The sequence below is a fragment of the Kitasatospora sp. NPDC090091 genome, from assembly GCF_044747365.1.
Lineage (GTDB): Bacteria > Actinomycetota > Actinomycetes > Streptomycetales > Streptomycetaceae > Kitasatospora.
Genome location: NZ_JBIVDY010000003.1, coordinates 246,233 through 272,689 on the forward strand (window position 1 = coordinate 246,233; position 26,457 = coordinate 272,689).

A 26,457-nucleotide genomic window follows, 5' to 3' on the forward strand; every position below is an offset into this window, starting at 1 on the left:
TCAGTCCTCCTGGTGGGAAAGGGCGTTGGTGGTGTCACCGGCTTCGCCGGCGGCCTCGGCGAGCCTGGCGGCCAGGATCGGTCCGATCTGGGCCAGCGAGCCGGGTTGGGTCATCCGGTTGTGCCGGGTGGTGATCTCGTGCGATTCGATCCGGCCGGCGATGTAGGGCCGCCAGATCCCGGGCCCGGCGTTGTCCTCGGTCCGGTCGATCGTGGAGTTGAAGAGCAGCAGGTCTCCGTCGAACTCGGCGGGGACGAAGTCGACCGCCAGCTTCGCGTTGTTGATCATGATCTGGACGATCACCTCGACCTGTCGCTCGTTCAGGCCGGCCAGCGCGCTGCCGCGCCGGTTCAGCACCTCGGCGACCTCGGCGTAGGTGATCTGCCGGTCGCCCAGCTCGTCCGGGTCGACGTCCAGCACCCCGACGAGCACGTCCCGCTCGGTGGGCACCGGCACCTCCTCGAACACCACGTCCTTCACCGGATAGGCGTCGAGGATCGCCAGCAGCGCGGTCCGCTCGCCGCGCGCCTGCAGCTCGCAGGCCAGCGCGTGGGCGATCAGCCCGCCGGCGGACCAGCCGAGCAGCAGGTACGGGCCCTCCGGCTGGATCTTCCGGATGTGGTCGGCGTAGTCGGCCGCCATCTCCTCGTAGGACGTCGGCAGCGGTTCGGGCCGGCCGAGGCCGCGCGCCTGGATCGCGTAGACCGGGTGCTGCGGGGCGACGTGGTTCAGCAGCCCGCTGTAGGACCAGCTGATGCCGCCGCCGGGGTGGACGCAGAACAGCGGTGTGCCCGTCCCGGTCGTGCGCAGCGGCAGCACCACGTCCAACGCGTCGTCGGGATCGTCCATGACCAGGCGTTCGGTGAGCCCGGCCACGGTCGGCGCCTCGAACAGCATGCGCAGTCCCAGCTCCAGGCCGAGCGTCTCGCGGACCCGGGAGGCCAGCCGGGCGGCCAGCAGCGAGTGCCCGCCCAGGTCGAAGAAGTTGTCGTCGATGCAGACCTGCTCCCGGCCGAGGACCTCGGCGAACAGGCCGCACAGCAACTGCTCCTGCGGCGTCCGGGGGCCGCGCCCGGCGTCCGACGCGCCGTACGCGGGGGCGGGCAGGGCGGCCCGGTCGAGCTTGCCGTTGGCGGTCAACGGCAGGGCGTCCACGGTGACGAACGCCGCCGGCACCATGTAGTCGGGCAGTTCGCGGCGCAGCCGGCCGGACAGCGCGCCCGGCTCGGGCGCGCCCTCGGGGGCGGGCACCAGGTAGGCGACCAGCCGCTTGTCGCCCGGCCGATCCTCGCGGGCGACCACGGCCGCCTGGGCGACACCCGGGCAGCCCGCCAGGATCGCCTCGATCTCCCCCGGCTCGATCCGCAGGCCGCGCAGCTTGACCTGGTGGTCGGCGCGTCCGGCGAACTCCAGCACGCCTCCCCCGGCCTGCCACCACGCGAGGTCCCCGGTGCGGTACATCCGGCTCCCGGCGGGCCCGTACGGGTCGGCGAGGAACCGCTCCGCCGTCAGGCCGGGCCGGCCGTGGTAGCCGCGGGCCACGCCCACCCCGGCGAGGTACAGCTCGCCGACCAGGCCGGTCGGCACCGGCCGCAGCCGGTCGTCCAGCACGTAGGCGCGCATGTTCGCCATCGGCCCGCCGATCGGCACGGTCGCGGCGTCCTCGGGGAGGGTGTGCACCGGGTGGCAGGTGGCCAGGGTGGTGGCCTCGGTGGGCCCATAGCCGTTGACCACCTCGATGCCGGGGCACGCCGCCCGCACCCGGGCGGCGGCGGCCGGGGAGACCACGTCGCCGCCGGTCCACACCTCGCGCACCCCGGCGAGCAGGCCGGGGCGCTCCTCGGCGACCAGCCGGAAGAGTCCGGCGGTGAGCCAGAGTCCGGTCACCCCGTGCGTGGTGATCGTGTGCTGGAGCAGGTCGAGGTCGAGCTGCTCGGGCGGTGCGACCACGATCCGGCCGCCGCTGAGCAGCGGCACCCACAGCTCGTAGGTGGAGAGGTCGAAGGCCGTCGGGGAGTGCATCAGCACCCGCTCGTGTCCGCCGCCGCGCCATTCGGGGGTCAGCGCGTGGCCGACCACGTCGCGGTGGGTGACGGCCACGCCCTTCGGCCGCCCGGTCGAGCCGGAGGTGTACATGATGTACGCCAGCTGCCGCGGGTCGCACGGGACGTCGACGGCGGCCGGGTCCGGCTCGGACTGCAGCAGCTCGGCCAGCACCTCCTCGGTGAGCACCAGGGCGGCCCCGCTCTCCCGCAGGATCAGCTCGATCCGGGAGGACGGGAAGCGCGCGTCGAGCGGTACGTAGGCGCCACCCGCCTTGACGATCGCCAGGATCGCCACGACCAGCTGCACCGAGCGGTCCATCAGCACCGCGACCGGTGTCTCCGGCCGCACGCCCCGACGGATCAGCGCCCGCGCGAGCCGGTTGGACCGCTCGTCGAGCTCCCGGTAGGTCAGCTCGGCGCCGCCCGCCACGACGGCCACCGCGTCCGGGGTGGCCCGCACCCGGCGGGCGAACAGCTCCGGCACCGCGGCCCCGGGCAGCTCGGCGGCGGTGTCGTTGACCTCGTACAGCAGCCGGTGGCGTTCCGCGCCGGACATGATGTCGATCCGGCCGACCGGCCGGTCCGGGTCGGCGACCGCCGCGCGCAGCAACCGGGCCAATCGGTCGAACAGCAGCTCCACGGTGCTCGCGTCGAACAGGTCGGTGGCGTACTCCACCGCACCGACCAGGCCGTCGGGGCTGCCGTCCGGGCGGAACTGCTCGGCCAGGCTGAAGGTCAGGTCGACCCTGGAGGTGCCGGTCGGCGCCTCCAGGTGGCCGGTCTCCAGCCCCGGCAGTGCGAACTCGCCCAGCGGCGCGTTCTGCAGGGCCAGCATCACCTGGAACAGCGGGTGGTGCGCCAGCGACCGCACCGGGTTGACCACCTCGACCAGGTACTCGAACGGCACGTCCTGGTGGTCGTACGCGGTGAGCGCCTTCTGCCGGACCCGGCCGAGCAGTTCGGCGAATCCGGGGTCGCCGCCCGTGTCGGTGCGCAGCACCAGGGTGTTGACGAAGAAGCCGACGAGATCGTCCAGCGCCTGGTCGGTGCGGCCGGCGATCGGGCTCCCGATCGGGATGTCCGTACCGGCGCCGAGCCGGGTGAGCAGCGCGGCGAGGCCGGCCTGGAGCACCATGAACATGCTGGCGCCGCGCGCGGCCGCCAAGTCCCTCATGGCCCGGTGCAGTTCGGCGTCCAGCCGGACCACGACCCGGTCGCCGAGCTGGGAGGCCACCGGCGGCCGGGGCCGGTCGGCGGGCAGCTGGAGCTGCTGCGGCAACCCCGCCAGCTCGTCCTTCCAGTAGGCCAGTTGGCGGGCGAACAGGGAGTCCGGGTCGGCGGAGTCGCCGAGCAGGTCGCGCTGCCACAGCGTGTAGTCGGCGTACTGCACCGGCAGCGGGAACCACTGCGGCTCCTCGCCCCGGCAGCGCGCCGCGTAGGCTGCGGCCAGGTCGCCGGCGAGCGGGCCCATCGACCACCCGTCGGCGGCGATGTGGTGCACCACGACCAGCAGCACGTGCCGGTCCGGGGCGAGCGCGAACAGCTCCGCCCGGACCGGCGCCTCCGCCGCCAGGTCGAAGCCGATCCGGGCCGCGTCCGCCAGCCGGGCGGCCAGCCGGCTCTCGTCGAGCTCGACCACCGGCAGCGCCGGGCGCGCCTCCTCGGTGCTCAGCACGGCCTGGTACGGCACACCGTCCGCCTCGCGCAGGACCGTCCGCAGGATCTCGTGCCGGGCCACCACGTCCGCCAGCGCGGCGTGCAGGGCCGGGCGGTCGAGGCCGCCGGTCAGGCTCAGCGCGAGCGGCATGTTGTAGGTGGCGCTCGGCCCCTCCATCCGGTGCAGGAACCAGAGGCGGCGCTGGGCGAAGGACAGCGGCACCCGGTCCGGGCGGGGCCGGGCGGCCAGCGCCGGCCGCGCCGTTCCGGAGCCGTCCAGGCGGGCCGCCAGGCCGGCCACGGTCGGGGTCTCGAAGAGCGTCCGGACCTCCAGCTCGGCGCCGAGGGTGGCCCGGACCCGGGAGGCCAGGCGGGTCGCCAGCAGGGAGTGACCGCCCAGGTCGAAGAAGCTGTCCTCGACCCCGACCTGTGCCAGCCCGAGCACCTCGGCGAACAGCTCGGCGAGGAGCTGCTCCTGCGGGGTGCGCGGCGCCCGCCCGGCCCCGGCCGAGCCGAGGTCGGGAGCGGGCAGGGAACGGCGGTCGAGCTTGCCGCTGGGGGTCAGCGGCAGCGCGTCCAGCGCCATGAACGCCGAGGGGACCAGGTAGTCCGGCAGCCGGCCGCGCAGCCAGTCGCGGAGTTCGCCGATCAGGGCGCCGGTGCCCCGGCTGCCGGTCGGCCGGTTGGTCAGCGCCGACAGTGCGGTGCCGGCCGGCCGTACGGGGCGGTAGGCCTCGACGGGGGCGTCCGCCGGTCCCTCGGTGAGGAGCACGTCGAGGGCTTCGGGCGCGTCGGCCGACCAGGTGACGTCCACCCGGCGGCCGAGCTCCCCGCCGAGTGTGTGGAAGTCCTCCGGATCGGGCAGGCCGCCGTCGTCCGGGCCGTGCAGCCGCTCCAGCAGCCCGGCGAGCGTGCCGTCCCCGTTCCGCACCGCCCGGGCCAGCTCGGCCTCGCGTGCGACGCGACGGTTCGGGACGCCGGTGAGGCGCACCGGTCCGGTGCCGGGCCGCCCGAGCAGTTGGCGCAGCTCCGTGAGGCCGGCGACGTCCCGGCCCCAGGCCAGGTCCGTCGGCCGGGCCGGTACGGCGGGCTGCCGGCGCAGCGTCACGTCGTAGCGGTAGCGGGTCAGCTCGTTGTGGTGGCGGCCGCGCTTGACCTCCACGGCCACCGCACCGATGTCCGTGCCGCTCTCCCGCAGGGCGGTGAAGAAGTCCGGGTCGACCAGGAGCTCCTTCTCCACCCTGATGGCCTGCTCGACCGCGCTGCGCACCGCCGCGAGGTCGCCGCCGTCACCGGTCCGGTGCAGCTGGACGGCCGTGGCCAGCGGGCGCAGCAGTCGCAGGTTGCGGACGTCGCCGATGAAGAGCGCGCCGCCGGGGGCGAGCAGCCGCATCAGCTTGCCGATCACGTCGGCGAGGTAGTCGGCGGACGGGAAGTACTGCACCACCGAGTTGATCACGACGGTGTCGAACGTCCCGGTCGGCAGCCCGTCGGTGTCGTGCGCCGGGCGGGTCTGCAGGACGACGCGGTCGGCCAGGTCCGGTCGGCTCGCGACCTGGGCGGCGAGCGCGTCGATCGCGGTGGCGGAGAAGTCGGTCGCCCAGTAGGCCTCGCAGTGCGGGGCGATCTGCGAGAGCAGCAGACCGGTGCCGACGCCGACCTCCAGCACCCGGCGCGGGCGCAGGGCCAGGATGCGGGCCACGGTGGCGTCCCGCCATTCCCGCATCTGCTCGACCGGGATCGGGCCGGCGTCGTAACTGCTGTTCCAGCCGACGAAGTTCTGGCCGAAGGCGCTCTCCCCGGGGGCGATGGGCAGGGCGTCGTAGATGTCCCGCCACTCGCCGACGTGGTCGGTTTCGAGTCCGTCGTCCCGCCCGGTGTCCTGGCGCGGGACGACGTAACCGATCAGCCGGTCGTCCTGGGCGAGGACGGCGGCCCGGGCGACGGCGGGGTGCTCGGCCAGGGCGGCCTCCACCTCACCGGGCTCGACGCGGAAGCCGCGCACCTTCACCTGGTCGTCGGCGCGGCCGACGTACTCCAGCTGGCCGTCGGCACGGAAGCGGACCACGTCGCCGGTGCGGTACATCCGGGCGCCCGGGGGATCGAACGGGCAGGCGACGAAGCATCCGGCGGTCAGGCCCGGCCGGTTCAGGTAACCGCGCGCGAGACCCGCGCCGGCCACGTACAGCTCCCCCGGCACGCCGGGCGGTACCGGCCGCAGCCGCTCGTCCAGCACGTAGACCCGGGCGTTGGTGATCGGCCGGCCGATCGGCGGCACGCCCGAGCCGGGGGCGAGCGGGTCGCTCATCGTCGCGCACACCGTGGTCTCGGTCGGACCGTACGCGTTGATCATCCGCCGGCCCGGCGCCCAGCGTGTCACCAGCTCGGGCGGGCAGGCCTCACCCGCCACCACCAGCACCGACACGGTCACCGAGCCCTCCGGCAGGGCGGCCAGGAGGGACGGGGGCACGGTCGCATGGGTGACTGCGAGGGCCGGGTCGGTCAGTGCGGCGACCGGCTCGCCCGCGGACGGCAGCACCAGCGCCGCGCCGCGGAGCAGGGCGGTGAAGATCTCCGACACCGAGGCGTCGAAGCTGGGCGAGGCGAACTGGAGCACCCGGCTGCCGGGCTCGATCGCGAACCGCTCGATCTGGGCGGCCACCAGGCTCGCAACGCCGCCGTGGGCGACCACGACGCCCTTGGGGCGGCCGGTCGAGCCCGAGGTGTAGATCACGTAGGCCGGCTGCCGGACGTCGAGGGCGACCTCCGGATCGGTCTCGGGCCACTGCGCGACGTCGGCCACCGTCGCCGGGTCGTCGACCACGACCGCCGGACGGGCATCGTCGAGCATGAACGCGATCCGGGCGGCAGGGTAGGCCGGATCCACGGGCAGGTACGCGGCCCCGGCTTTCAGGACGCCGAGGACGGCCACCACCGACTCCACCGACCGCGGCAGGGCCACCGCCACCAGCTGCTCCGACCCAACCCCCCGGGCGATCAGCGCATGAGCGAAGCGGTTGGCCCGGGCGTTCAATTGACGGTACGTCAATTCGACGCCGTCGCGGACGAGCGCGACCGCGTCCGGCGTCGCCGCCACCTGGGCGGCGAAGGCCTGCGGCACCGGGACGGCGCCCACCTCGCGGGCGGTCGCGTTGCCCCGCTCCAGCAGGTGGTGCCGCTCGTCGGCGTCGAGCAGGTCGATCCCGCCGATCGGCTGCTCCGGGTCGGCGGTGACGGCCTCCAGCAGGAGGGTCCAGCGCCGGGTCAGGGCGGCGACCGTCGAGCGGTCGAACAGGTCGGTGGCGTACTCCACCGCGCCGACGATCCCGGCCGGGCTCCCGTCCGGACCGAACTGCTCGACCAGGCTCACCCCGAGGTCGAACTTGGCCGTCCCGGTGGCCACCGCGTAGGTGGTGACGTCCAGCCCGGGCAGCGAGAACCGGCCCATCGGCGCGTTCTGCACGGCCAGGATCGTCTGGAACAACGGGTGGTGGGAGAGCGAGCGGGACGGGTTCAGCACCTCCACCAGATGCTCGAACGGCACGTCCTGGTGCGCGTACGCCGACAGCGCCGTCTCCCGCACCCGCCCCAGCAGCTCGGCAAAGCTCGGGTCACCGCTCGTGTCGGTGCGCAGCACCAGCGTGTTCACGAAGAAGCCGACCAGCTCGTCCAGCGCCTCGTCGGTACGCCCCGCGATCGGACTCCCGATCGGGATGTCCGTCCCCGCGCCCAAGCGCGTGTACAGCGCCGCCAGGGCCGCCTGCAGCACCATGAACAGGCTCGTCCCGGTGCGCCGGGCCAACTCCGTCAGTGCGGCGTGCAGTTCGGGGCTCAATTCCAGGCCGACGTGGTCCCCGTGCCAACCGGGGACGGCCGGGCGGGGCCGGTCGACCGGCAGCTGGATCAGCTCCGGCAGGTCGGACAGCCGGAGCTTCCAGTAGTCGAGTTGCTCGGCGAACCTGCTCTGCGGGTCGCCGGCGTCGCCGAGCAGTTCGCGCTGCCAGAGCGTGTAGTCGGCGTACTGCACCGGCAGGGCCGGCCGGTTCGACGCGCGGCCCTCGCATCGGGCGGCGTACGCCTCGGCGAGGTCGCGGGCCAGCGGGCCGGTGGACCAGCCGTCACCGGCGATGTGGTGCATGACCAGCAGCAGCACGTGCTCGTCCGGAGCGAGCGCGAACAGCCCGGCCCGCAGCGGGGGTTCCACCGCCAGGTCGAAGGGCTGCCGGGCGAACTCGGCGAGCCGGTCGAACAGTTCGGGCTGCGCCACCTCGGTCAGCTGCGCCCGGGGCCGGGCCGCGGCCGGGTCCAGCACGCGCTGGCACGGGACGCCGTCGGCCTCCGGGAACACCGTCCGCAGGCTCTCGTGCCGGGCCACCACGTCGGCCAGCGCCGCGTCCAGCGCAGCCCGGTCGAGCGTCCCGGTCAGCTGGAGCGCCAACGGGATGTGGTACGTCGCGGCGCTGCCGTCCATGCGGTGCAGGAACCAGAGCCGGCGCTGGGCGAAGGACAGCGGCACCGGGTCCGGCCGCTCGTGCACGGTCAGCGCCGGGCGGGCGTGGCCCGCCCCGCCCAGCACCCCGGCCAGGCCCGCCACGGTGGGCGCCTGGAACAGCACGCGCAGCCCCAGCTCCACGCCGAGCACCGAACGCACCCGCGCGGCCAGCCGGGTGGCGAGCAGGGAGTGCCCGCCCAGGTCGAAGAAGTCGTCGTCGACCCCGACCCCGGACACACCGAGGACCTCGGCGAACAGCTCGCACAGGATCTGCTCCTGCGGCGTGCGCGGCGCCCGGCCGGCCGCGGCCGAGCCGAGGTCGGGAGCGGGCAGCGCAGCCCGGTCCAGCTTCCCGTTCGGCGTCAGCGGCAGCGCGTCCAGCACCGTGAACACGGCCGGCACCAGGTAGTCGGGCAGCCGGTCGCGCAGGTGCGCCGCCAGCTCCGCGGGGCGGGGTGCGGTACCGGGACGGGCCGCCACATAGCCGATCAGCCGGTCGTCCTGGGCCAGGACGGCTGCCCGGGCGACGGCGGGATGCCCGGCCAGGGCGGCCTCGACCTCGCCGAGTTCGACGCGGAAACCGCGCACCTTCACCTGGTCGTCGGCGCGGCCGACGTACTCCAGCTCGCCGTCGGTACGGAAACGCACCAGGTCGCCGGTGCGGTACATCCTGGCGCCCGCCGGGCCGAACGGGCAGGCGAGGAACCGCCCGGCGGTCGGGCCGGGCCGGTTCAGGTAGCCGCGCGCCAGCCCGGGGCCGGCGACGTACAGCTCTCCCGCCACGCCCGGCGGCACCGGCTGGAGCCGCCCGTCCAGCACGTAGGCGCGGAAGCCCGCGACCGGCCGGCCGATCGGCGGCACGCCCGAACCGGGCGACAGCGGGTCGCTCATCGTCGCGCACACCGTGGTCTCGGTCGGACCGTACGCGTTGATCATCCGGCGCCCGGGCGCCCAGCGCGCCACCAGCTCGGGCGGGCAGGCCTCACCCGCCACCACCAGCGTCGACGCGACCACCGAACCCTCCGCGACGGCGGCCAGGGCCGAGGGCGGCAGGGTGACGTGGGTGACGTCGAGCCGGTGGTCCGTCAGGGCGTCCAGCGGGGCCTCGGCCGGCGCCAGGACGAGGGCGGCACCGGTGAGCAGGGCGCTGCACAGGTCCCAGAAGGACGCGTCGAAGCTGGGCGAGGCGAACTGCAGCACCCGGCTGCCCGGCGCCACGCCGAGCCGTTCGACCTGCGCCGCCACCAGGCCCGAGACGCCGGCGTGGCTCACCACGACGCCCTTGGGGCGGCCGGTCGAACCCGAGGTGTAGATCACGTAGGCCGGGTGCCGGGCATCGAGGGCGACCTCCGGAGCGGTGTCCGGCCAGTCACCCCCGACCACCGTCGCGGGGTCGTCGACCAGCAGCACCGGACGGGCGTCGTCCAGCATGAACGCGATCCGGGCGGCCGGGTACGCCGGATCCACCGGCAGGTACGCCGCCCCGGCCTTCAGCACACCGAGGACGGCCACCACCGACTCCACCGACCGTGGCAGCGCCACCGCCACGACCCGCTCCGGGCCGACGCCCCGGGCGATCAGCGCATGCGCGAACCGGTTCGCCCGGGCGTCCACCTGCCGATAGGTCAGCTCGGCATCGCCGCACACCAGCGCCACCGCATCCGGTGTGGCCGCCACCTGCGCCGCGAACAGCTCCGGCAGGCTCACCGCGGCCGCCGCGCCGTCGACGGCGGGCAGCAGCGCGCGCCGCTCCTCGGCGGACAGCAGGTCGATCCCGCCGATCGGCAGGTCCGGGGCGGCGGCGACCGCCGCCAGCAGCCTGGTCCACCGGGCGGCCAGGGCCTCGACCGTCGAGCGCTCGAACAGGTCGGTGCTGTACTCGACCGCACCGCCGAGCCCGGCCGGCGCACCGTCCGGCCCGTACTCCTCGGCGAAGCCGAAGGTCAGGTCGAGCCGCGCGGTCCCGGTGAGCACGGCCACCCCGGAGACCAGGAGACCCGGCAGCTCGAAGTCACCGCCCGGCGCGTTCTGCACGACCAGCCCGGTCTGGAACAGCGGGTGGTGGGAGAGCGAGCGGGACGGGTTCAGCGCCTCCACCAGGTGCTCGAACGGCACGTCCTGGTGCGCGTACGCGGACAGCGCCGTCTCCCGTACCCGCCCCAGCAGCTCGGCAAAGGTCGGATCACCGCTCGTGTCGGTGCGCAGCACCAGCGTGTTGATGAAGAAGCCGACCAGCTCGTCCAGCGCCTCGTCGGTACGCCCCGCGATCGGGCTCCCGATCGGGATGTCCGTACCCGCGCCCAAGCGCGTGTACAACGCGGCGAGTGCGGCCTGCAGCACCATGAACAGGGTCGCACCCGAGCGTCGCGCCAACCCCACCAGCGCGGTGTGCAGTTCGGCGTCGATCCGGAGTTCCAGCAGGTCGCCGCCGTACGACATGGTGGCCGGGCGCGGCCGGTCGGTGGGCAGCTGCAGCTGCTCGGGCAGTCCCGCCAGCGCCTCCGTCCAGTGGGCGACCTGGCGGGCGAAGACGCTGTCGGCGTCCTGCTCGTCACCCAGGATCTCGTGCTGCCATAGGGTGTAGTCGCCGTACGTCACCGGTAGCGGCGGCCAGGCCGGCGCCGCGCCACCGTGCCGGGTGGTGTAGGCGGTGGCAAGGTCACGGGCCAGCGGGCCCATGGACCAGCCGTCCCCCACGATGTGGTGCATCACCAGCAGCAGCACGTGCTCGTCCGGCGCCACCGCGAACAGCTCCGCCCGCAGCGGTACCTCCGAGGTGAGGTCGAAGCCGCGCACCGCCGCCTCGCGGAGCAGGAGGGGAAGCTCCGCCTCGCCGGCCGCGCGCACGGTCAGCGGGACGGCGGCCTCGGCGGCGTCCAGCACCCGCTGGTACGGAATGCCGGCGGTGTGCGGGAAGACCGTGCGCAGGGTCTCGTGCCGGGCCACCACGTCCGCCAGCGCGGCGTTCAGGGCCGACCGGTCGAGGTCGCCGGACAGCCGCAGGGCCAGCGGCATGTGGTAGGTGGCGCTCGGCGCCCCGAACTGCTGGAGGAACCAGAGCCGGCGCTGGGCGAAGGACAGCGGCATCGGATCGCGGCGGGGCCGGGGCACCAGGGCCTGTCGCGCAGCGCCGGCGTCGTGCAGCCCGGCCGCCAGCCCGGCGGGTGTCGGGGTCCGGAACAGGCTGCGCAGCTCCAGCTCGACGCCGAGGGTCGCCCGGACCCGCGAGACCAGCCGGGTGGCGAGGAGGGAGTGGCCGCCCAGGTCGAAGAAGTCGTCGTCGACCCCGACCCGCGGCGCGCCCAGCACCTCGGCGAACAGCTCGCAGAGGATCTGCTCCTGCGGCGTGCGCGGCGCCCGGCCCGCCGCCGTGGCGGCCACCGGGTCGGGCGCGGGCAGCGCGGCCCGGTCCAGCTTGCCGTTCGGCGTCAGCGGCAGCGCGTCGAGCAGCACGAACGCGGACGGCACCAGGTGGTCCGGCACCCGGTCGCGCAGGTAGGCCGCCAGCGCCGCCGTGGTGGCGGGCTCGCGGGGAGCGGGCACCACGTACGCGACGATCCGGTTCTCGCGGGCGAGCACCGCGACCCGGGCGACGCCCGGGTGCGCGGTCAGCTCGGCCTCGATCTCGCCCGGTTCGATCCGGAAGCCGCGGACCTTCACCTGGTGGTCGATCCGGCCGCCGAACTCCAGCTCTCCGTCGGCCCGCCAGCGGACCAGGTCACCGGTGCGGTACATCAGCGACCCCGCCGGCCCGTACGGGTCGGCGACGAAGCGCCCGGCGGTGAGCCCCGGCCGGTTCAGATAGCCGCGGGCGAGCCCCGCCCCGGCCAGGTACAGCTCGCCCGTCACGCCCGGGGCGACCGGCCGCAGGGCCGGATCCAGCACGTACACCCGGCAGTTGGCGATCGGACGGCCGATCGGCACCGGCAGCGGGCAGTCGGCGGGGTCGGCCGGCAGCGGGTAGGCGGTGATCACGTGGGTCTCGGCGGGCCCGTAGTGGTTGTGGAGCACCCGTCCCGGTCGGCCAGCCTGGAAGCGGCGCACCGCACCGCCGAGGCGCATCGCCTCGCCGGCCTGGGCGACCAGCCGCAGGTGTGGCAGCTCCAGCCCGGCCTCCTCGGCGGCCTCGGCCAGCGCCTCGACCACCAGGTTGGGGGCGAACAGCTCGCCGACCTGGTGGCGGTCGAGCCAGTGCGCGAACAGCTCGGCGCTGCGGCGCTGCTCCTCGGTCGGCACCACCAGGGTCTTGCCGTAGAGCAGCGCGGAGAGCAGCTCCTGCACCGAGACGTCGAAGCTGATCGCGGTGAACTGGGCGGTTCGCGTGCCGGGTTCGCCGCCCACGGCCTCGTGGTGCCATGCCAGCAGGTTCAGCAGCCCGGCGGCGGGCATCACCACGGCCTTGGGCCGGCCGGTGGAGCCCGAGGTGTAGATGACGTAGGCCGGGTGCCGGGAGTCGACGGGGACGGCCGGATCGGTCTCCGGGTGCTCGCCGGACGGGGTGACGGCCGCGAGGTCGTCGAGCACGACGGCCGGCCGCGCGTCCTCGATCATGTACGCGATGCGGGCGGCCGGGTAGTCGGGGTCGATCGGCAGGTACGCCGCGCCCGTCTTGAGCACCGCGAGCACGGCGACCACCAGCTCGGCCGAGCGCGGCAGCCGCAGGGCGACGACCTGCTCCGGCCCCACCCCGCACGCGATCAGCGCGTGTGCCAGGCGGTTGGCCCGGCGGTTCAGCTCCCGGTAGGACAGCGTGGCGTCGTCGAGGACCACCGCCGGAGCCTGCGGGGTCGCCCGGACCTGCGCCTCGAACAGCGCCGGCAGCGTGGCGGCGGGCGCCGGGCAGGCCGTGTCGTTGCGCGCGACCAGCAGCTCGTGCCGCTCCTCGGCGGTGAGGACGTCGATCCGGCTGAGCGGCCGGTCCGGCTCGGCGACCACGGCCGCCAGCAGCCGCAGCCACCGGGCGACCAGCGCCTCCACCGTGGCGGGGTCGAACAGGTCGGTGCTGTACTCGACCCGCCCGACAATGCCCTCGGCCGGCCCGCCCGTGCCGCCCCGCTCCAGCAGGTGGAAGCCGAGGTCGAACATCGCCGTCGGCGTCCGCGGCAGGACGATCTCGGCGCGCAGACCGCTCAGCGCGAACTCGGTGCGGGGCACGTTCTGCAGCGCGAGCAGCACCTGGAACATCGGCTGGCGGGCCAGCGACCGGGACGGGTTGACGGCCTCCACGACCTGCTCGAACGGCAGGTCCTGGTGCGCGTACGCGCCGAGCGCGCCCTCCCGGACCCGGACCAGCAGCTCGGCGAAGGTCGGATCGCCGCTGGTGTCCGTGCGGAGCACCAGGGTGTTGACGAAGAACCCGACGAGGTCGTCCAGTGCCTGGTCGGTCCGGCCGGCGATCAGGCTGCCGACCGGGATGTCCGTGCCCGCGCCCAGCTTGTCCAGCAGCGACGCCAGGGCGGCCTGCAGCACCATGTACACACTGGCGCCGTGCTCCCGGCCCAGCCGGACCAGCCCGCCGTGCAGTTCCGCGTCCAGTTCGATCGCGAGGTGGCCGCCGCGGTGGGAGGTGGCCGCCGGGCGGGTCCGGTCGGCGGGCAGCCGGATCTGCTCGGGCAGGCCGGCCAGCCGCTCCGTCCAGTAGGCCGTCTGCCGGGCGAACAGGCTCTCGGGGTCGGCCGGGTCCCCGAGCAGGCGGTCGTGCCAGAGGGTGTAGTCGGCGTACTGCACCGGCAGCGGCGCCCACTGCGGTGCCTCGTGCCGGCGGCGCGCCGCGTACGCGGTGGCCAGGTCGGCGGCCAGCGGGCCGAGCGACCAGCCGTCACCGGCGATGTGGTGCATCACCAGGAGCAGCACGTGCTCGTCCGGCGACAGCTCGAACACCTCGGCGCGCAGCGGCGGTTCGGCCGCGAGGTCGAAGCCGCCCGCAGCGGCGCCGGTCAGCAGTGCCGGCAGGGCCGCCTCGTCGGCCGGGGTGACCGACAGCCGCGGGCGCACCTCCCCGGCGGGCAGCACCTGCTGGTGGGGCACGCCGTCCGCGGCAGGGAAGACCGTGCGCAGGGTTTCGTGCCGGTCGACGATGTCGCCGAGCGCCGCTTCAAGGGCCGCCAGGTCCAGCGGTCCGAAGAGCCGCCACGCGAGCGGCATGTTGTAGACCGAGTCGGCGTCCTCCAGCTGGCGCAGGAACCAGAGCCGCCGTTGTGCGGCCGACAGCGGTACCTTCCCGCCGCCCTCGGGCCGCTCCGCCCGCCCGAGGGCGGGCCGGGCCCGGCCGGCGCCGCCCAGGCCGGCGGCCAGACCGGCCACGGTCGGGTTGCGGAACAGGGTGTGCAGCGCCAGCTCCACGCCGAGGGTCGTCCGGACCCGGGCCACCAGGCGGGTGGCCAGCAGGGAGTGCCCGCCCAGGTCGAAGAAGTCGTCGTCGACCCCGACCCGGGGCACGCCCAGGACCTCTTCGAACAGCCCGGCCAGCACCTGCTCCTGGGGCGTGTGCGGTGCCCGGCCGGTGCGCGTCGCGGTGGACTCGGGCTCGGGCAGGGCGCGCCGGTCGAGCTTGCCGCTGGCGTTCAGCGGCAGGACGTCGAGGGGGACGAACGCGGCGGGCACCATGTAGTCCGGCAGCCGGTCGCGCAGGTGCGTCCGCAGGTCCTCCGGCCGGAGCTCCGCCCCGGTGGCGGGCACCAGGTAGGCGACCAGCCGCGTGTCCTCCGCCCGGTCCTTCCGGACGATCACGGCGGCCCGCGCGACGTGCGGGTGCTCCGCCAGTGCCGCCTCGATCTCGCCGAGCTCGATCCGGTATCCCCGGACCTTGACCTGGTCGTCGAGGCGGCCGAGGAACTCCAGGTTGCCGGACGCGTCCCAGCGCACCAGGTCACCGGTGCGGTACATCCTGGATCCGCCCGGCCCGAACGGGTCCGCGACGAACCGCCCGGCGGTCAGACCCGGCCGGTTCAGGTAGCCGCGCGCCAGGCCCGCGCCCGCGATGTACAGCTCACCCGACACACCGGCGGGCACCGGCTGCAGCGCGGCGTCGAGCACGTACAGCCGGACACCCCCGAGCGGCCGGCCGATCACCGGGCGCGGGCTGGACTCCAGCGGCGCGAAGACCGAGTCCACCGTGCACTCGGACGGCCCGTAGTAGTTCAGGGAGACCAGCCCGTCGGCTGCCCGCAGCCGCTCCCACAGCTGTTCCGGAACGGCCTCCCCGCCCAGCCCGACCAGCGACGGACGCCACCTCGGGTGGTCCAACAGGCCGTGTGCGACGAGGACTTGCAGGTAGGACGGGGTGCCGCCGACGAGGTCCAGCCCGACCCGGGCGGCGTACTCGACGAATGCGTCCGGGTCGGACCAGGTCGCCTCGTCCAGGACGTGCAGCTCGTGGCCGGCGTACACGCCGAGCAGCTGGTCGCAGGAGGCGTCGAACGACACGGACGTGGTCAGCCCCATCCGCACCCGCTCCCCCGTCCGGAACATCAGCGGACACTGGTTGGCGAACAGGTTGGCCAGGCCGCCGTGCGTCGCCACCACGCCCTTGGGCCGCCCGGTGGAGCCCGAGGTGTAGATGACGTAGGCCGGGTGGTCCGGAGCGACGGCCACCGCCGGGTCCGTCACGGGGCAGCCCGCCACCAGCGCGGCCGTCTCCGGGTCGTCGGCCACCAGCCACCCGGCCGGGCCGTCCGGCAGCCGGTCCCGGGTGCGGGCGTCGGTCACGCCGAGGACCGGCCGGGCGTCGTCGAGCATGTAGCCGATCCGCGCGGCCGGGTACTCCGGATCGACCGGGACGTACGCCGCACCGGTCTTCAGCACCGCGAGGATCGCCACCACCAGCTCGGCCGAGCGCGGCAGGGCCACCGCGACCAGCCGCTCCGGCCCTGCACCCCGCGCGATCAGCGCGCGCGCCAACCGGTTGGCCCGCCCGTCCAGCTCCGTGTACGTCAGCGACGCGTCCGGCCCCACCACCGCGACGGACTCCGGAGTCGCCCGCACCTGGGCCCGGAACACCTCCGGCAGGCTCGCGGTGAAGGCCCGGGCCGCCGGGCCGGTGCCCAGCGCCGCCAGCTCGTCGAGTTCCGCGGCGCCGAGCAGGCCGAGTCGGCTGAGCCGCCGCTGCGGGTCGGCGACCACGGCGCGGAGCAGCCGCTCCCAGCGCCCGATCATCGTCTCGACGGTGGCCGGCTCGTACAGGTCACCGGTGTACTCGACGAAGGCGTCGATCCCCTCCGGGGCGCCGTCCTGCGCGTGCCGCTCGGACATCGTGAAGATCAGGTCGAGCTTGGCGGTGGTCGTCGTCGACGGCACGTCGCCGACGCGCAGCCCGGGTGGCGCGAAGTCGGCCCGGGGCGTGTTCTGCAGCACCAGCATGACCTGGAACAGCGGGTGGTGCGCCAGCGACCGCACCGGGTTGAGGGCCTCGACCAGGTACTCGAACGGCAGGTCCTGGTGGGCGTACCCGGCCAGCGCGGTCTCCCGGACCCGGCCCAGCAGCTCGGCGAACGTCGGATCGCCCGAGGTGTCGGTCCGGAACACCAGGGTGTTGACGAAGTAGCCCACCAGGTCGTCCAACGCCTGGTCGGTCCGGCCGGCGACCGGGCTGCCGACGGGGATGTCGTCGCCCGCGCCGAGCTTGCTCAGCAGCGCCGCGAGCCCTGCCTGGAGCACCATGAACAGACTGGTCCCGTGGGTGCGGGCGAGCTCGCGCAGACCGCGGTGCAGCTCGGCGTCCAGCCCGGCGCGCACGAGTCCGCCCCGGTGCGAGGCAACCGCCGGGCGGGCCCGGTCGGCGGGCAACTGGATCCGCTCCGGAAGGTCCGCCAGCTGCCGCGTCCAGTAGGCCGCCTGGCCGGCGAGCAGGCTGTCCCGGTCGGCCGCGTCGCCGAGCAGCCGGTGCTGCCACAGGGTGTAGTCGGCGTACTGGACCGGCAGCTCCGCCCACTGCGGCTCCTCGCCGCGGCAGCGCGCCGCGTAGGCGGCGGTCAGGCCCTGGACGAGCGGGCCCAGGGACCAGCCGTCACCGGCGATGTGGTGGAGCACCAGCTGGAACACGTGCTCGTCCGGCGCCAGCTCGAACAGGTCGACGCGCAGCGGCAGATCGACGGCCAGGTCGAACGGACAGGCCTTCGCCGCCGCGAGCACGCCCGGGAGCCCGGCCTCGGTCGTCCGGCTCACGTGCAGCCGCGGGCGGCCCGCCACGACGTCCAGGACCTGCTGGTGCGGCACGCCGTCCACCGCCGGGAAGACGGTGCGCAGGCTCTCGTGCCGGGCCACGACGTCCGCCACGGCCGTCTCCAGGGCCCGCCGGTCCAGGTCCCCGGAGAGCCGCCAGGCGAGGGAAATGTGGTAGTTCGCGCTCGCGCCGTCCAGCTGGTGCAGGAACCAGAGCCGCCGCTGTGCGAACGACAGCGGGATCACCTCGGGGCGCTCGCGCCGTCCGAGGGCGGCCTGCGCCGGTCCGGCCGCCACCAGGGCGGCGGCCAGACCGGCCGGGGTCGGCGCCTCGAACAGGGTGCGCAGCGGCATCTCCACGCCGAGCGTCGCGCGGATCCGGGCGGCCAGGCGGGTGGCCAGCAGCGAGTGGCCGCCGAGGTCGAAGAACCCGTCCTCGACGCCGGCCGACGCCACGCCCAGGACCTCGGCGAACAGCTCGCAGAGGATCTGCTCCTGCGGGGTGCGCGGCGCGCGGGCGGTGGCCGCCGGGGCGAGGTCGGGGGCGGGCAGGGCCCGGTGGTCCAGCTTGCCGTTGGCGGTCAGCGGCAGGCTCTCCAGGGTGACGAACGCGGCCGGCACCATGTACTCCGGCAGCCGCCCGGCCAGGTGCCCGCGCAGGTCGGCCGGGTGCCGCGCGGCGCCGGCGGCCGGGACCAGGTAGGCGACCAGCCGGGTGTCGTCTGCGCGGTCCCGCCGGGCCAGCACGGCCACCTGGGCGACGCCGGGGTGCGCGGCGAGCGCCGCCTCGATCTCGCCGAGCTCGATCCGGAAGCCGCGGACCTTCACCTGCTGGTCGGCGCGGCCGACGTAGCGCAGGCCGCCTCCCCCGGCCTCCCGGCGTACGACGTCGCCGCTGCGGTACATCCGGGAGCCGGGCGGGCCGAAGGGGTCGGCGACGAACCGCCCGGCGGTCAGGCCGGGCCGGTTCAGGTAGCCGCGCGCGAGGCCCGGGCCCGCCACGTACAGCTCGCCCGCGACGCCCGGGGCGACCGGGCGCAGGTCGGCGTCCAGCACGTACGTGCGCAGGTCCGGCAGGGCCGTGCCGATCTGGCCGGCGGCGTTGCCGGAGCCGTCGAGCGCGGCGTGGGTGACGTGCACGGTGGTCTCGGTGATGCCGTACATGTTGACCAGGCGCGGTGAGTCCTCCGCGTGCCGCTCGTACCAGCCGGCGAGCCGGGCGTGCTCCAGCGCCTCACCGCCGAACACCACGGTGCGCAGGGCGAGTTCGAGCCCGGCTTCCCGGTCCGCCTGCATCAGCTGGTAGAAGGCGGAGGGCGTCTGGTTGAGCACCGTCACCCGCTCGCGGGCGAGGAGCTCCAGGAACCGGCCGGGCGAGCGGCTGGTCTCGTGGTCCACGACCACCAGCCGGCCGCCGTGCAGCAGCGCGCCCCAGAGCTCCCACACCGAGAAGTCGAAGGCGTAGGAGTGGAACAGCGTCCAGACGTCCTCTGCGGTGAACCCGAACAGCTCCTCCGTGGTCCGGAACAACCGCACCACGTTCCGGTGCGGGACCACGACGCCCTTGGGGTCGCCGGTGGAGCCGGAGGTGTGGATGACGTAGGCCACCTGACCGGGATCGACCGCGACCTGCGGGTCGGTGTCCGGCCGTCCGTCCAGGTCCGCGGTGTCCAGCAGCAGCCGGTCCACGCCGTCCGCGCCCGGCAGCTCGCCGGTCGCGCCGGTCGTCACCAGAAGTGCGGGCCGGCCGTCCCGGAGCAGGTAGGCGATCCGGGCGGCCGGGTAGCGCGGGTCGACGGGCAGGTAGGCGGCGCCGGCCTTGAGCACCGCGAGCACCGCCACGACCAGCTCCGCCGAGCGCGGCAGAGCCAGTGCCACCAGCTGCTCGGGGCCCACACCCCGGTCGATCAGGGCGTGCGCGAGCCGGTTCGCGCGGGCGTTCAACTCGCCGTAGGTCAGGGTGACTTCGCCGTCCGTCAGGGCGGCGGCGGCCGGGTTCGCCCGCACCTGCCGCTCGAACAGCGCGGTCAGGCCGCGCTCCGTCCGCTCCTCGCCCTGCTCGGCACGGGCCGGGAGCAGCGCGTCGAGCTCCTCGGCAGACAGCACGTCCACCCGGCCGATCCGCCGGCCGGGGTCGGCGACCACGGCGCGCAGCAGCCGCAGCCACCGTTCGACGATCCCGGCGGCGGTGGCCGCGTCGAACAGGTCGGTGCTGTACTCCAGGACGCCCGAGAGACCGTCGGGCTGTTCGGCCAGGACGAAGGTCAGGTCGCACTTGGCCGTCCCGGTGGGGACCAGGTCGGTCGCCACCCGCAGGCCGGGCAGGTCGAACGTGCCGAGCGGCGCGTTCTGCAGGGCAAGCATGGTCTGGAACAGCGGGTGGTGCGCCAGCGTCCGGGTCGGGTTGAGCGCCTCCACCAGGTGCTCGAACGGCACGTCCTGGTGCGCGTACGCGGCCAGCGCGTCGCCGCGGACCCGGCCGAGCAGTTCGGTGAACGACGGGTCGCCGGAGAGGTCGGTGCGCAGCACCAGGGTGTTGACGAAGAAGCCGACCAGGTCGTCCAGGGCCTCGTCGGTGCGCCCGGCGATCGGGGTGCCGATCGGGACGTCGGTGCCGGCGCCGAGCTTGCCCAGCAGCGCGGCGAGTCCGGCCTGGAGCACCATGAAGAGGCTGGCCCCGCCGTCGTGGGCGAGTGCCCGCAGGCCCCGGTGCAGCTCGGCGTCGATCCGCACCGGCAGGTGGGCGCCCCGGTAGGACATCGCCGCCGGCCGGGGCCGGTCGAACGGCAGCTCGACCTGCTCCGGCAGGTCCGCCAGCTGCTCCCGCCAGTAGGCGAGTTGGCTGTTGAGCAGGCTGTCCGGGTCGGTGCCGTCGCCGAGCAGCTCCCGCTGCCAGAGGGCGTAGTCGGCGTACTGCACGGGCAGCGGCGGCCACTCCGGCTTCGCGCCCTCCGCGCGGGCCGCGTAGGCGGTCGTCAGGTCCCGCGAGAGCGGCCCGGCCGACCAGCCGTCACCGGCGATGTGGTGCACCACGAGCAGCAGGACGTGCTGCTCGGCCGCCGTCCGGAAGAGTTCGGCGTGCAGCGGCGGCTCCTCGGCGAGGTCGAACCCGTACCGGGCCGCCCGCGCCAGGTGCTCCGGCAGCTCGCGTTCACCGAGCTCGGTCACCCGCAGCCGGGGCCGTGCCGCGTCGATGTCCAGCACCCGCTGGCACGGCACGCCGTCGACCACCGGGAAGACGGTGCGCAGGCTCTCGTGCCGCTCGACCAGGTCCGCCAGGGCGGCTTCCAGGGCCCGCTGGTCCAGGCTGCCGGACAGCCGCAGGGCCAGCGGGATGTTGTAGGTGGCGCTCGGGCCCTCCATCCGGTGCAGGAACCAGAGCCGCTGCTGCGCGAAGGACAGCGGTACGGTCTCCGCACGGTCGCGCCGGCCCAGCGCCGGACGCGCCCGGCCCGCGACGTCCACGGCCGCCGCCAGGTCCGCCACCGTCGGCGCGTCGAACAGGTCGCCGAGCCGCAGCTCCACACCGAGGATCGAGCGGGCGCGGGCGACCAGCCGGGTGGCGAGCAGGGAGTGCCCGCCGAGGTCGAAGAAGCTGTCGTCCAATCCGGGCTCGGCCACCCCGAGCACCTCGGCGAACAGCCCCACGAGCAGGTGCTCCGTCGCGGTGCGCGGAGCGCGGCCCGGTGCGACGGGCTGCCGCTCCGGCGCCGGGAGGGCCCGCCGGTCGAGCTTGCCGTTCGGGGTCAGCGGCAGCGCCTCCAGCAGCACGTACGCGGCCGGCACCATGTGCCGGGGCAGCCGGTCCCGCAGGTGGTCGCGCAGGGCGGTGTCGGTCACGGTGGTGCCGGGCTCGGGCACCGCGTAGGCGACCAGCCGGGGCTCCTCCTCGGTGCGCACCAGCACGGCGGCCCGGGCGACCTGCGGGTGCTCGGCGAGGACGGCCTCGATCTCGCCGAGCTCGACCCGGAAGCCGCGGATCTTCACCTGGTCGTCCGTGCGGCCGAGGAACTCCAGGTCGCCGGCGGCGTCCCACCGCACCTGGTCCCCGGTGCGGTACATCCTGGTGCCGGACGGCCCGAACGGGTCCGCCACGAACCGCCCCGACGTCAGCCCCGGCCGGTTTAGGTAGCCGCGGGCCAGCCCCGCACCCGCGATGTACAGCTCACCCGCCGCACCGGGCGGCACCGGCCGCAGGGCGCCGTCGAGCACGTACAGCCGGGCGTTGGTCACGGGCCGGCCGATCACCGGGCGCGGGCTCGGACCCACCGGCGCGACCACCGAGTTGACGGTGCACTCGGACGGCCCGTAGAGGTTGAGGCAGCGCACCCCCTCCGCCGCCCGCAGCTGCTCCCAGAGCCGCTCCGGGACGGCCTCGCCGCCCGCACCGACCAGGGCCGGACGCCGCTCGGGATCGCTCAACAGCCCGTGGGCGACGAGCTCCTGGAGGTAGGACGGGGTGGCCTCGACGTAGTCCAGCCCGCACCGCGCGGAGTAGGCGACGAAGGCGTCCGGGTCGGTCCAGGTCGCGTGCTCCAGGACGTGCAGCTCGTGGCCCCCGAACAGGGCGAGCAGCTGGTTCCAGGAGGCGTCGAAGGAGACCGAGGTGGTCAGTGCCACCCGCAGCCGCGGCCGCTGCTCCAGCACCGGCGCGAACTGCACCTGCCGGAGGTCGGTGACCAGGTCGAGCAGGCCGCCGTGGGTCGCCACCACGCCCTTGGGCCGTCCGGTGGAGCCGGAGGTGTGGATGACGTACGCCGGGTGACCCGGGTCGACGGCCACCACCGGGTCGGCCGCCGGGCAGCCGGCCACCAGGGCGGCCGTCTCCGGGTGGTCGAGCACCAGCCGGTCGACGGGCCCGGCCCCGGGCAGCCGCCCCTCGCTGCGGGCGTCGGTGACCAGCACGGCCGGCCGGGCGTCGTCGAGCAGGTGGGCGATCCGGGCGGTCGGGTACTCGGGGTCCACCGGGACGTACGCGGCGCCGGTCTTCAGCACCGCGAGGATCGCCACCACGAGCTCCGCCGAGCGCGGCAGGGCCACCGCCACCAGCCGCTCCGGACCCGCTCCCCGCGCGATCAGGGCGTGCGCCAGCCGGTTGGCCCGCGCGTCCAGCTCCGCGTACGTCAGCGAGACGTCGCCGCAGACCAGCGCGACCTGGTCCGGGGTCGCCCGCACGTGCTCCCGGAACAGCTCCGGCAGGCTCGCGGCAGGGGCCGGCGCCACCGGTCCGGCACCGAGCACCGCAAGCTCGCGGCGCTCCTCGGCGGTGAGCAGCTCGATCCGGCCCACCGGCTCGTCCTGGTCGCACTCCGCGAGGGTGTCCAGCAGCGCGAGCAGCCGCTGCCGGTGGGCGACGAGCTCGTCGGGGCCGTACGCCTCCGGCGCGCCGTGCAGCCGGAGCAGCGGCGGGTTGCCGTCGCGGTAGTCGAAGACCCAGACGGCGAGGTCGGTGGTGGACCCGGACACGAAGTGGTGCACGGAGGCCGGGTGCCCGGCGAAGCTCGGCCGGGAGTTGAAGGCCATGATGTTGACGATCAGCGGGAACGCCGTCCCGATGCCGCCCGGGGCGCCGAGGTCGCGCAGCAGGTCCTCGCTGCGGTAGCGCTCGTGGGCGACAGCCGTCTCGACCTCCCGCGCCGCCTGGGCGACGAGCTCGCGCCACGGCATGTCCGGTCGCACCGTCAGCCGCAGCGGCACCACGTTGGACATCGTGCCCGGCACCGCCGTCAGGTCGCGGTCGGCGCCGCGGCGGGCCGTGACGGGCATGGCGAGCACCACGTCCCGGTTGCCGGTCAGCCGGTGGGCGTAGAGCGCCGTCGCCGCGATCAGCAGCCGGGACCACCGGACGCCACAGCGCCCCGCCGCCGCCCGCAGGGCGTCCGGGCGGCGCAGTTCCCGTTCCTCGGCCAGCCGGAGGGCCCGGTGCGGGTCGGTCGCGGAGGTGTCGGTGAGCCGGGTCGGGGCGGGCAGGTCGGCGAAGCGTCCGGTCCAGTAGGCGCGGTCGGCGGCGAAGTCGGTGGATGCCCGGTAGGCGGTGTCGCTGTCGACCAGGTCCCGCAGCGAGCCGAACGGGCACGGCGGCACGGCGGCGCCGCCGGCGAGCGCCGAGTACACCTCGCCGACCCGCTGCCGGAGCATGGAGCTGCTGATCGCGTCGAGCACCACGTGGTGGTAGTTCAGGTACCAGAGGAACTCCGTCGGCGACGCCTCGATCAGCGCATGGCCGAACAGCGGGTCCCGGGCGAGATCCAGCGGGCGCAGCAGGTCCTGCTCCATCCACTGCACGGCCGCCGCGCGGGGGTCGGGCTCCCCGCTGAGGTCGAGGTGCACGGGCGCCCAGTCCCAGCTCTCCCGGAGGACCTGGCGCGGGCCCTCGCCGTCGTCGACGAAGGTCACGTGCAGGGCGTCGACCTCGTCGACCACCCGGCGCAGCGCCGTCTCGAACAGCTCCCGGTCCACCGGCCCGTGGATCTCCAGGCACTCGCCGACGCGGTAGCCCGGGATCGGCGTCCGGGAGCTCTGCTCGGCGAGCCAGATCTCGCGCTGGGCGGCTGTCAGGGGAAGGGCGTCACCGTCGCGGCGGGACATGGGGGTACCTCCGAAAGTGTGGGCAGGCGTGGTGGCGGGGCACGCCGGACCGCGCCGACCGCGGTGTGGTCACGCGGTCGGCTCGGCGGGCGGTCGCGGCGGGCGGTCGCGGCGGCTGCGGTCAGGCGGCGAGTTCGCCGGCCTGGAGCTGCCAGAGGGATGCGTAGAGTCCGTGCTGGGCGAGGAGTTCGTCGTGGGTGCCCTGCTCGGCGACGACGCCGCCCTTGTCCATAACGTAGATCCGGTCGGCGTGGCGGACGGTGGAGAGCCGGTGGGCGATGACCAGCATGGTCCGGTCGGCCGCGAATCTGCGGAGCGTGCGCTGGATGGCCGCCTCGGTCTCGTTGTCCACGGCGGAGGTGGCCTCGTCGAGGATGACGACCGGTGAGTCCTTGAGGATCGCGCGCGCCAGGGCGATCCGCTGACGCTGGCCGCCGGAGAGCGCGGCGCCACGTTCGCCGATCAGGGTGTCGTAGCCGTCCGGCAGCGTCGCGACGAAGGTGTGCGCCTCGGCCATGGTGGCCGCCCGGACCACGGCCGCGTCGGAGGCCCCGAAGCTGCCGTAGCGGATGTTGTCGGCGACGGTGCCGTCGAAGAGGAACGGGTCCTGGGCGACGAAGCCGATGGCGTGGCGCAGGTCGTGCCGCGGCAGGTCCCGGACGTCCTGTCCGTCGAGCAGCACGCGGCCGGACTCCGCGTCCTGGAAGCGCATCAGCAGTTTGGCGATCGTCGTCTTGCCGGAGCCGGTGGCGCCGACGAGGGCGGTCACCTGCCCGGCGGGGACGGTCAGCGAGAGGTCCTCCAGGGCCGCCGGCCGGCCGGGGTAGGCGAAGGTGACCCCGTCGAGAACGATCTCGCCCCGCACCTCGGCGAGGTCGAGCGTCCCCTTGCTGCCGTCGGTCTCGACGGGCAGGGCGCGCAGCCGCTGGACCCGGTCGTAGGAGGCGAGGGTGCGCTGGTACTGGTCGACGATGCCGCCGAGCCGGCTCATCCGCATCAGCAGCATCTGGGGCAGCCCGATCAGCGGGCTGAACACCTCGAAGCGCAGGGTGCCGTTGAGCACCGAACGGCCGCCGATCAGCAGGGTGCCGGCCATCGAGGCGGTGGTGCAGGCCCGGACGGTCTCGGCGTGGCGGATCGTGCTCCGGTCGGTCTGCCGGTTGCTCGCCTGGGCCGCCTCGCTCAGTTCGTCGGTGCGTCCGGCCTCGTAGTCCTCGGTGCAGAAGCTCTTGACGGTGGCGCCGGCCTCCAGCGAATTGATCACCTGGCTGCGCAGCACGGCCCGGCGCTCGCCGGTGACGGCGTAGTCGGCCGCGGCCCGGTCCTGGTGGTGCAGCGACAGCCAGGCGATGACCGGGATCGGCAGGAAGGCGATCCAGGCGATCTGCGGCGCCAGCAGCAGGAACGCCGGTACCAGGACGGCCAGGCTGGTGCCGAGTTGCAGCACGTCGTTGGCCGGGCCGGCGAAGAAGGCGCCCAGCTGGCCGACGTCGTCGGTGAGTGCCCCGGCCACCCGGGTGGTCCGCTCGCCCTCCAGCTGCCCCAGTTCGAGGTGCTGGACGTGCCGGTACGTGCGGCTCCGCCAGTCGTGCTCGATGTCCTGGCCGAGCCGTCGCCACTGCAGGTTCGAGGCGTACGAGAGGCCTGCCACGGCGGCGCAGGCGGCGGCCACCAGCCCGGCCAGACCCAGGAGTTGGGCGGACGCGGTGGTCAGCCCGAGGCTGACCAGGGGCGCCGCCTCGCCCTTGATGAGGACCAGCCCGGTCCAGCCGAGGAAGGTGCCGAGCGCCATCTCCGAGACCTGGCAGGAGACCGAGAGCGCGGCGGCCCGGCAGAGGCGGCGGCGGTGCGGTCCGACGATCTCCAGCAGGGGGTGGCGTCCGGCACCGGGCCCGGCCGCCTCGCGGGACGCGTCGAGCGTTCTGCGCCAGGCCTTCCGGAGGACGGCCGCGGTCGCGGCGGCCACGCCGCCCACCGCCACCAGCTGCCGGCTCAGCGCCGACCCCCGGACCAGGGCGACGCCCGCCGCCACCCCGCCGCCGACGGCGAGCACGGGGCGCACCACCAGGCCGCGGTCCGCCCGCGGGGCCGGTGCGGTCGCGGGCCGGGCGGGGGCGGCCGTCCGCGGCCCCTCGGCGACCAGGGCGACGGCTCTGCGGACGATCCGGCCGACGTCCGCGGCGCGTACCCGCGCATCGTGCCGGACGAGCACCCCGCCGGTGACCGGGTTGGCCGTGGCCTCGGTGATTCCGGGGATGCGGCGCAGCGCGGCGGCAAGGAGCTCGGCCGTCCGGGGCCGCCCGAGCACCAGCTTGACGTCCCAGCGCTGGCGGCCCGGAACGACCGAGCGCGGGCTCGCGTCCAATTCCACGGAGCGGAATCCGGCGGCGGCGCCCAGTAGCGATGGCATGTGTACGATCACCTGTTTGCGGAGGTCGTGGAAACCGTCACGGACACGACGGATTACGACGACGGAACGGGAATTCGGGAGGCGGGCGTGCTGTGGCCGACGGGCCA

Annotated in this window: 2 protein-coding genes; both read right to left on the minus strand. The window is 74.9% G+C overall.

The features are described from left to right. Positions 1 to 23,940, minus strand: coding sequence for a non-ribosomal peptide synthase/polyketide synthase (locus tag ACIPSC_RS06780; RefSeq protein WP_400823713.1), 23,940 nt, complete (start codon positions 23,938 to 23,940; stop codon positions 1 to 3). A gap of 121 nt (positions 23,941 to 24,061) precedes the next feature. Further along, the gene (locus ACIPSC_RS06785; RefSeq protein ID WP_400823715.1) at positions 24,062 to 26,350 is read right to left on the minus strand and encodes an ATP-binding cassette domain-containing protein; all 2,289 of its coding nucleotides are present in this window, start codon (positions 26,348 to 26,350) and stop codon (positions 24,062 to 24,064) included. Positions 26,351 to 26,457: the final 107 nt, after the last annotated feature.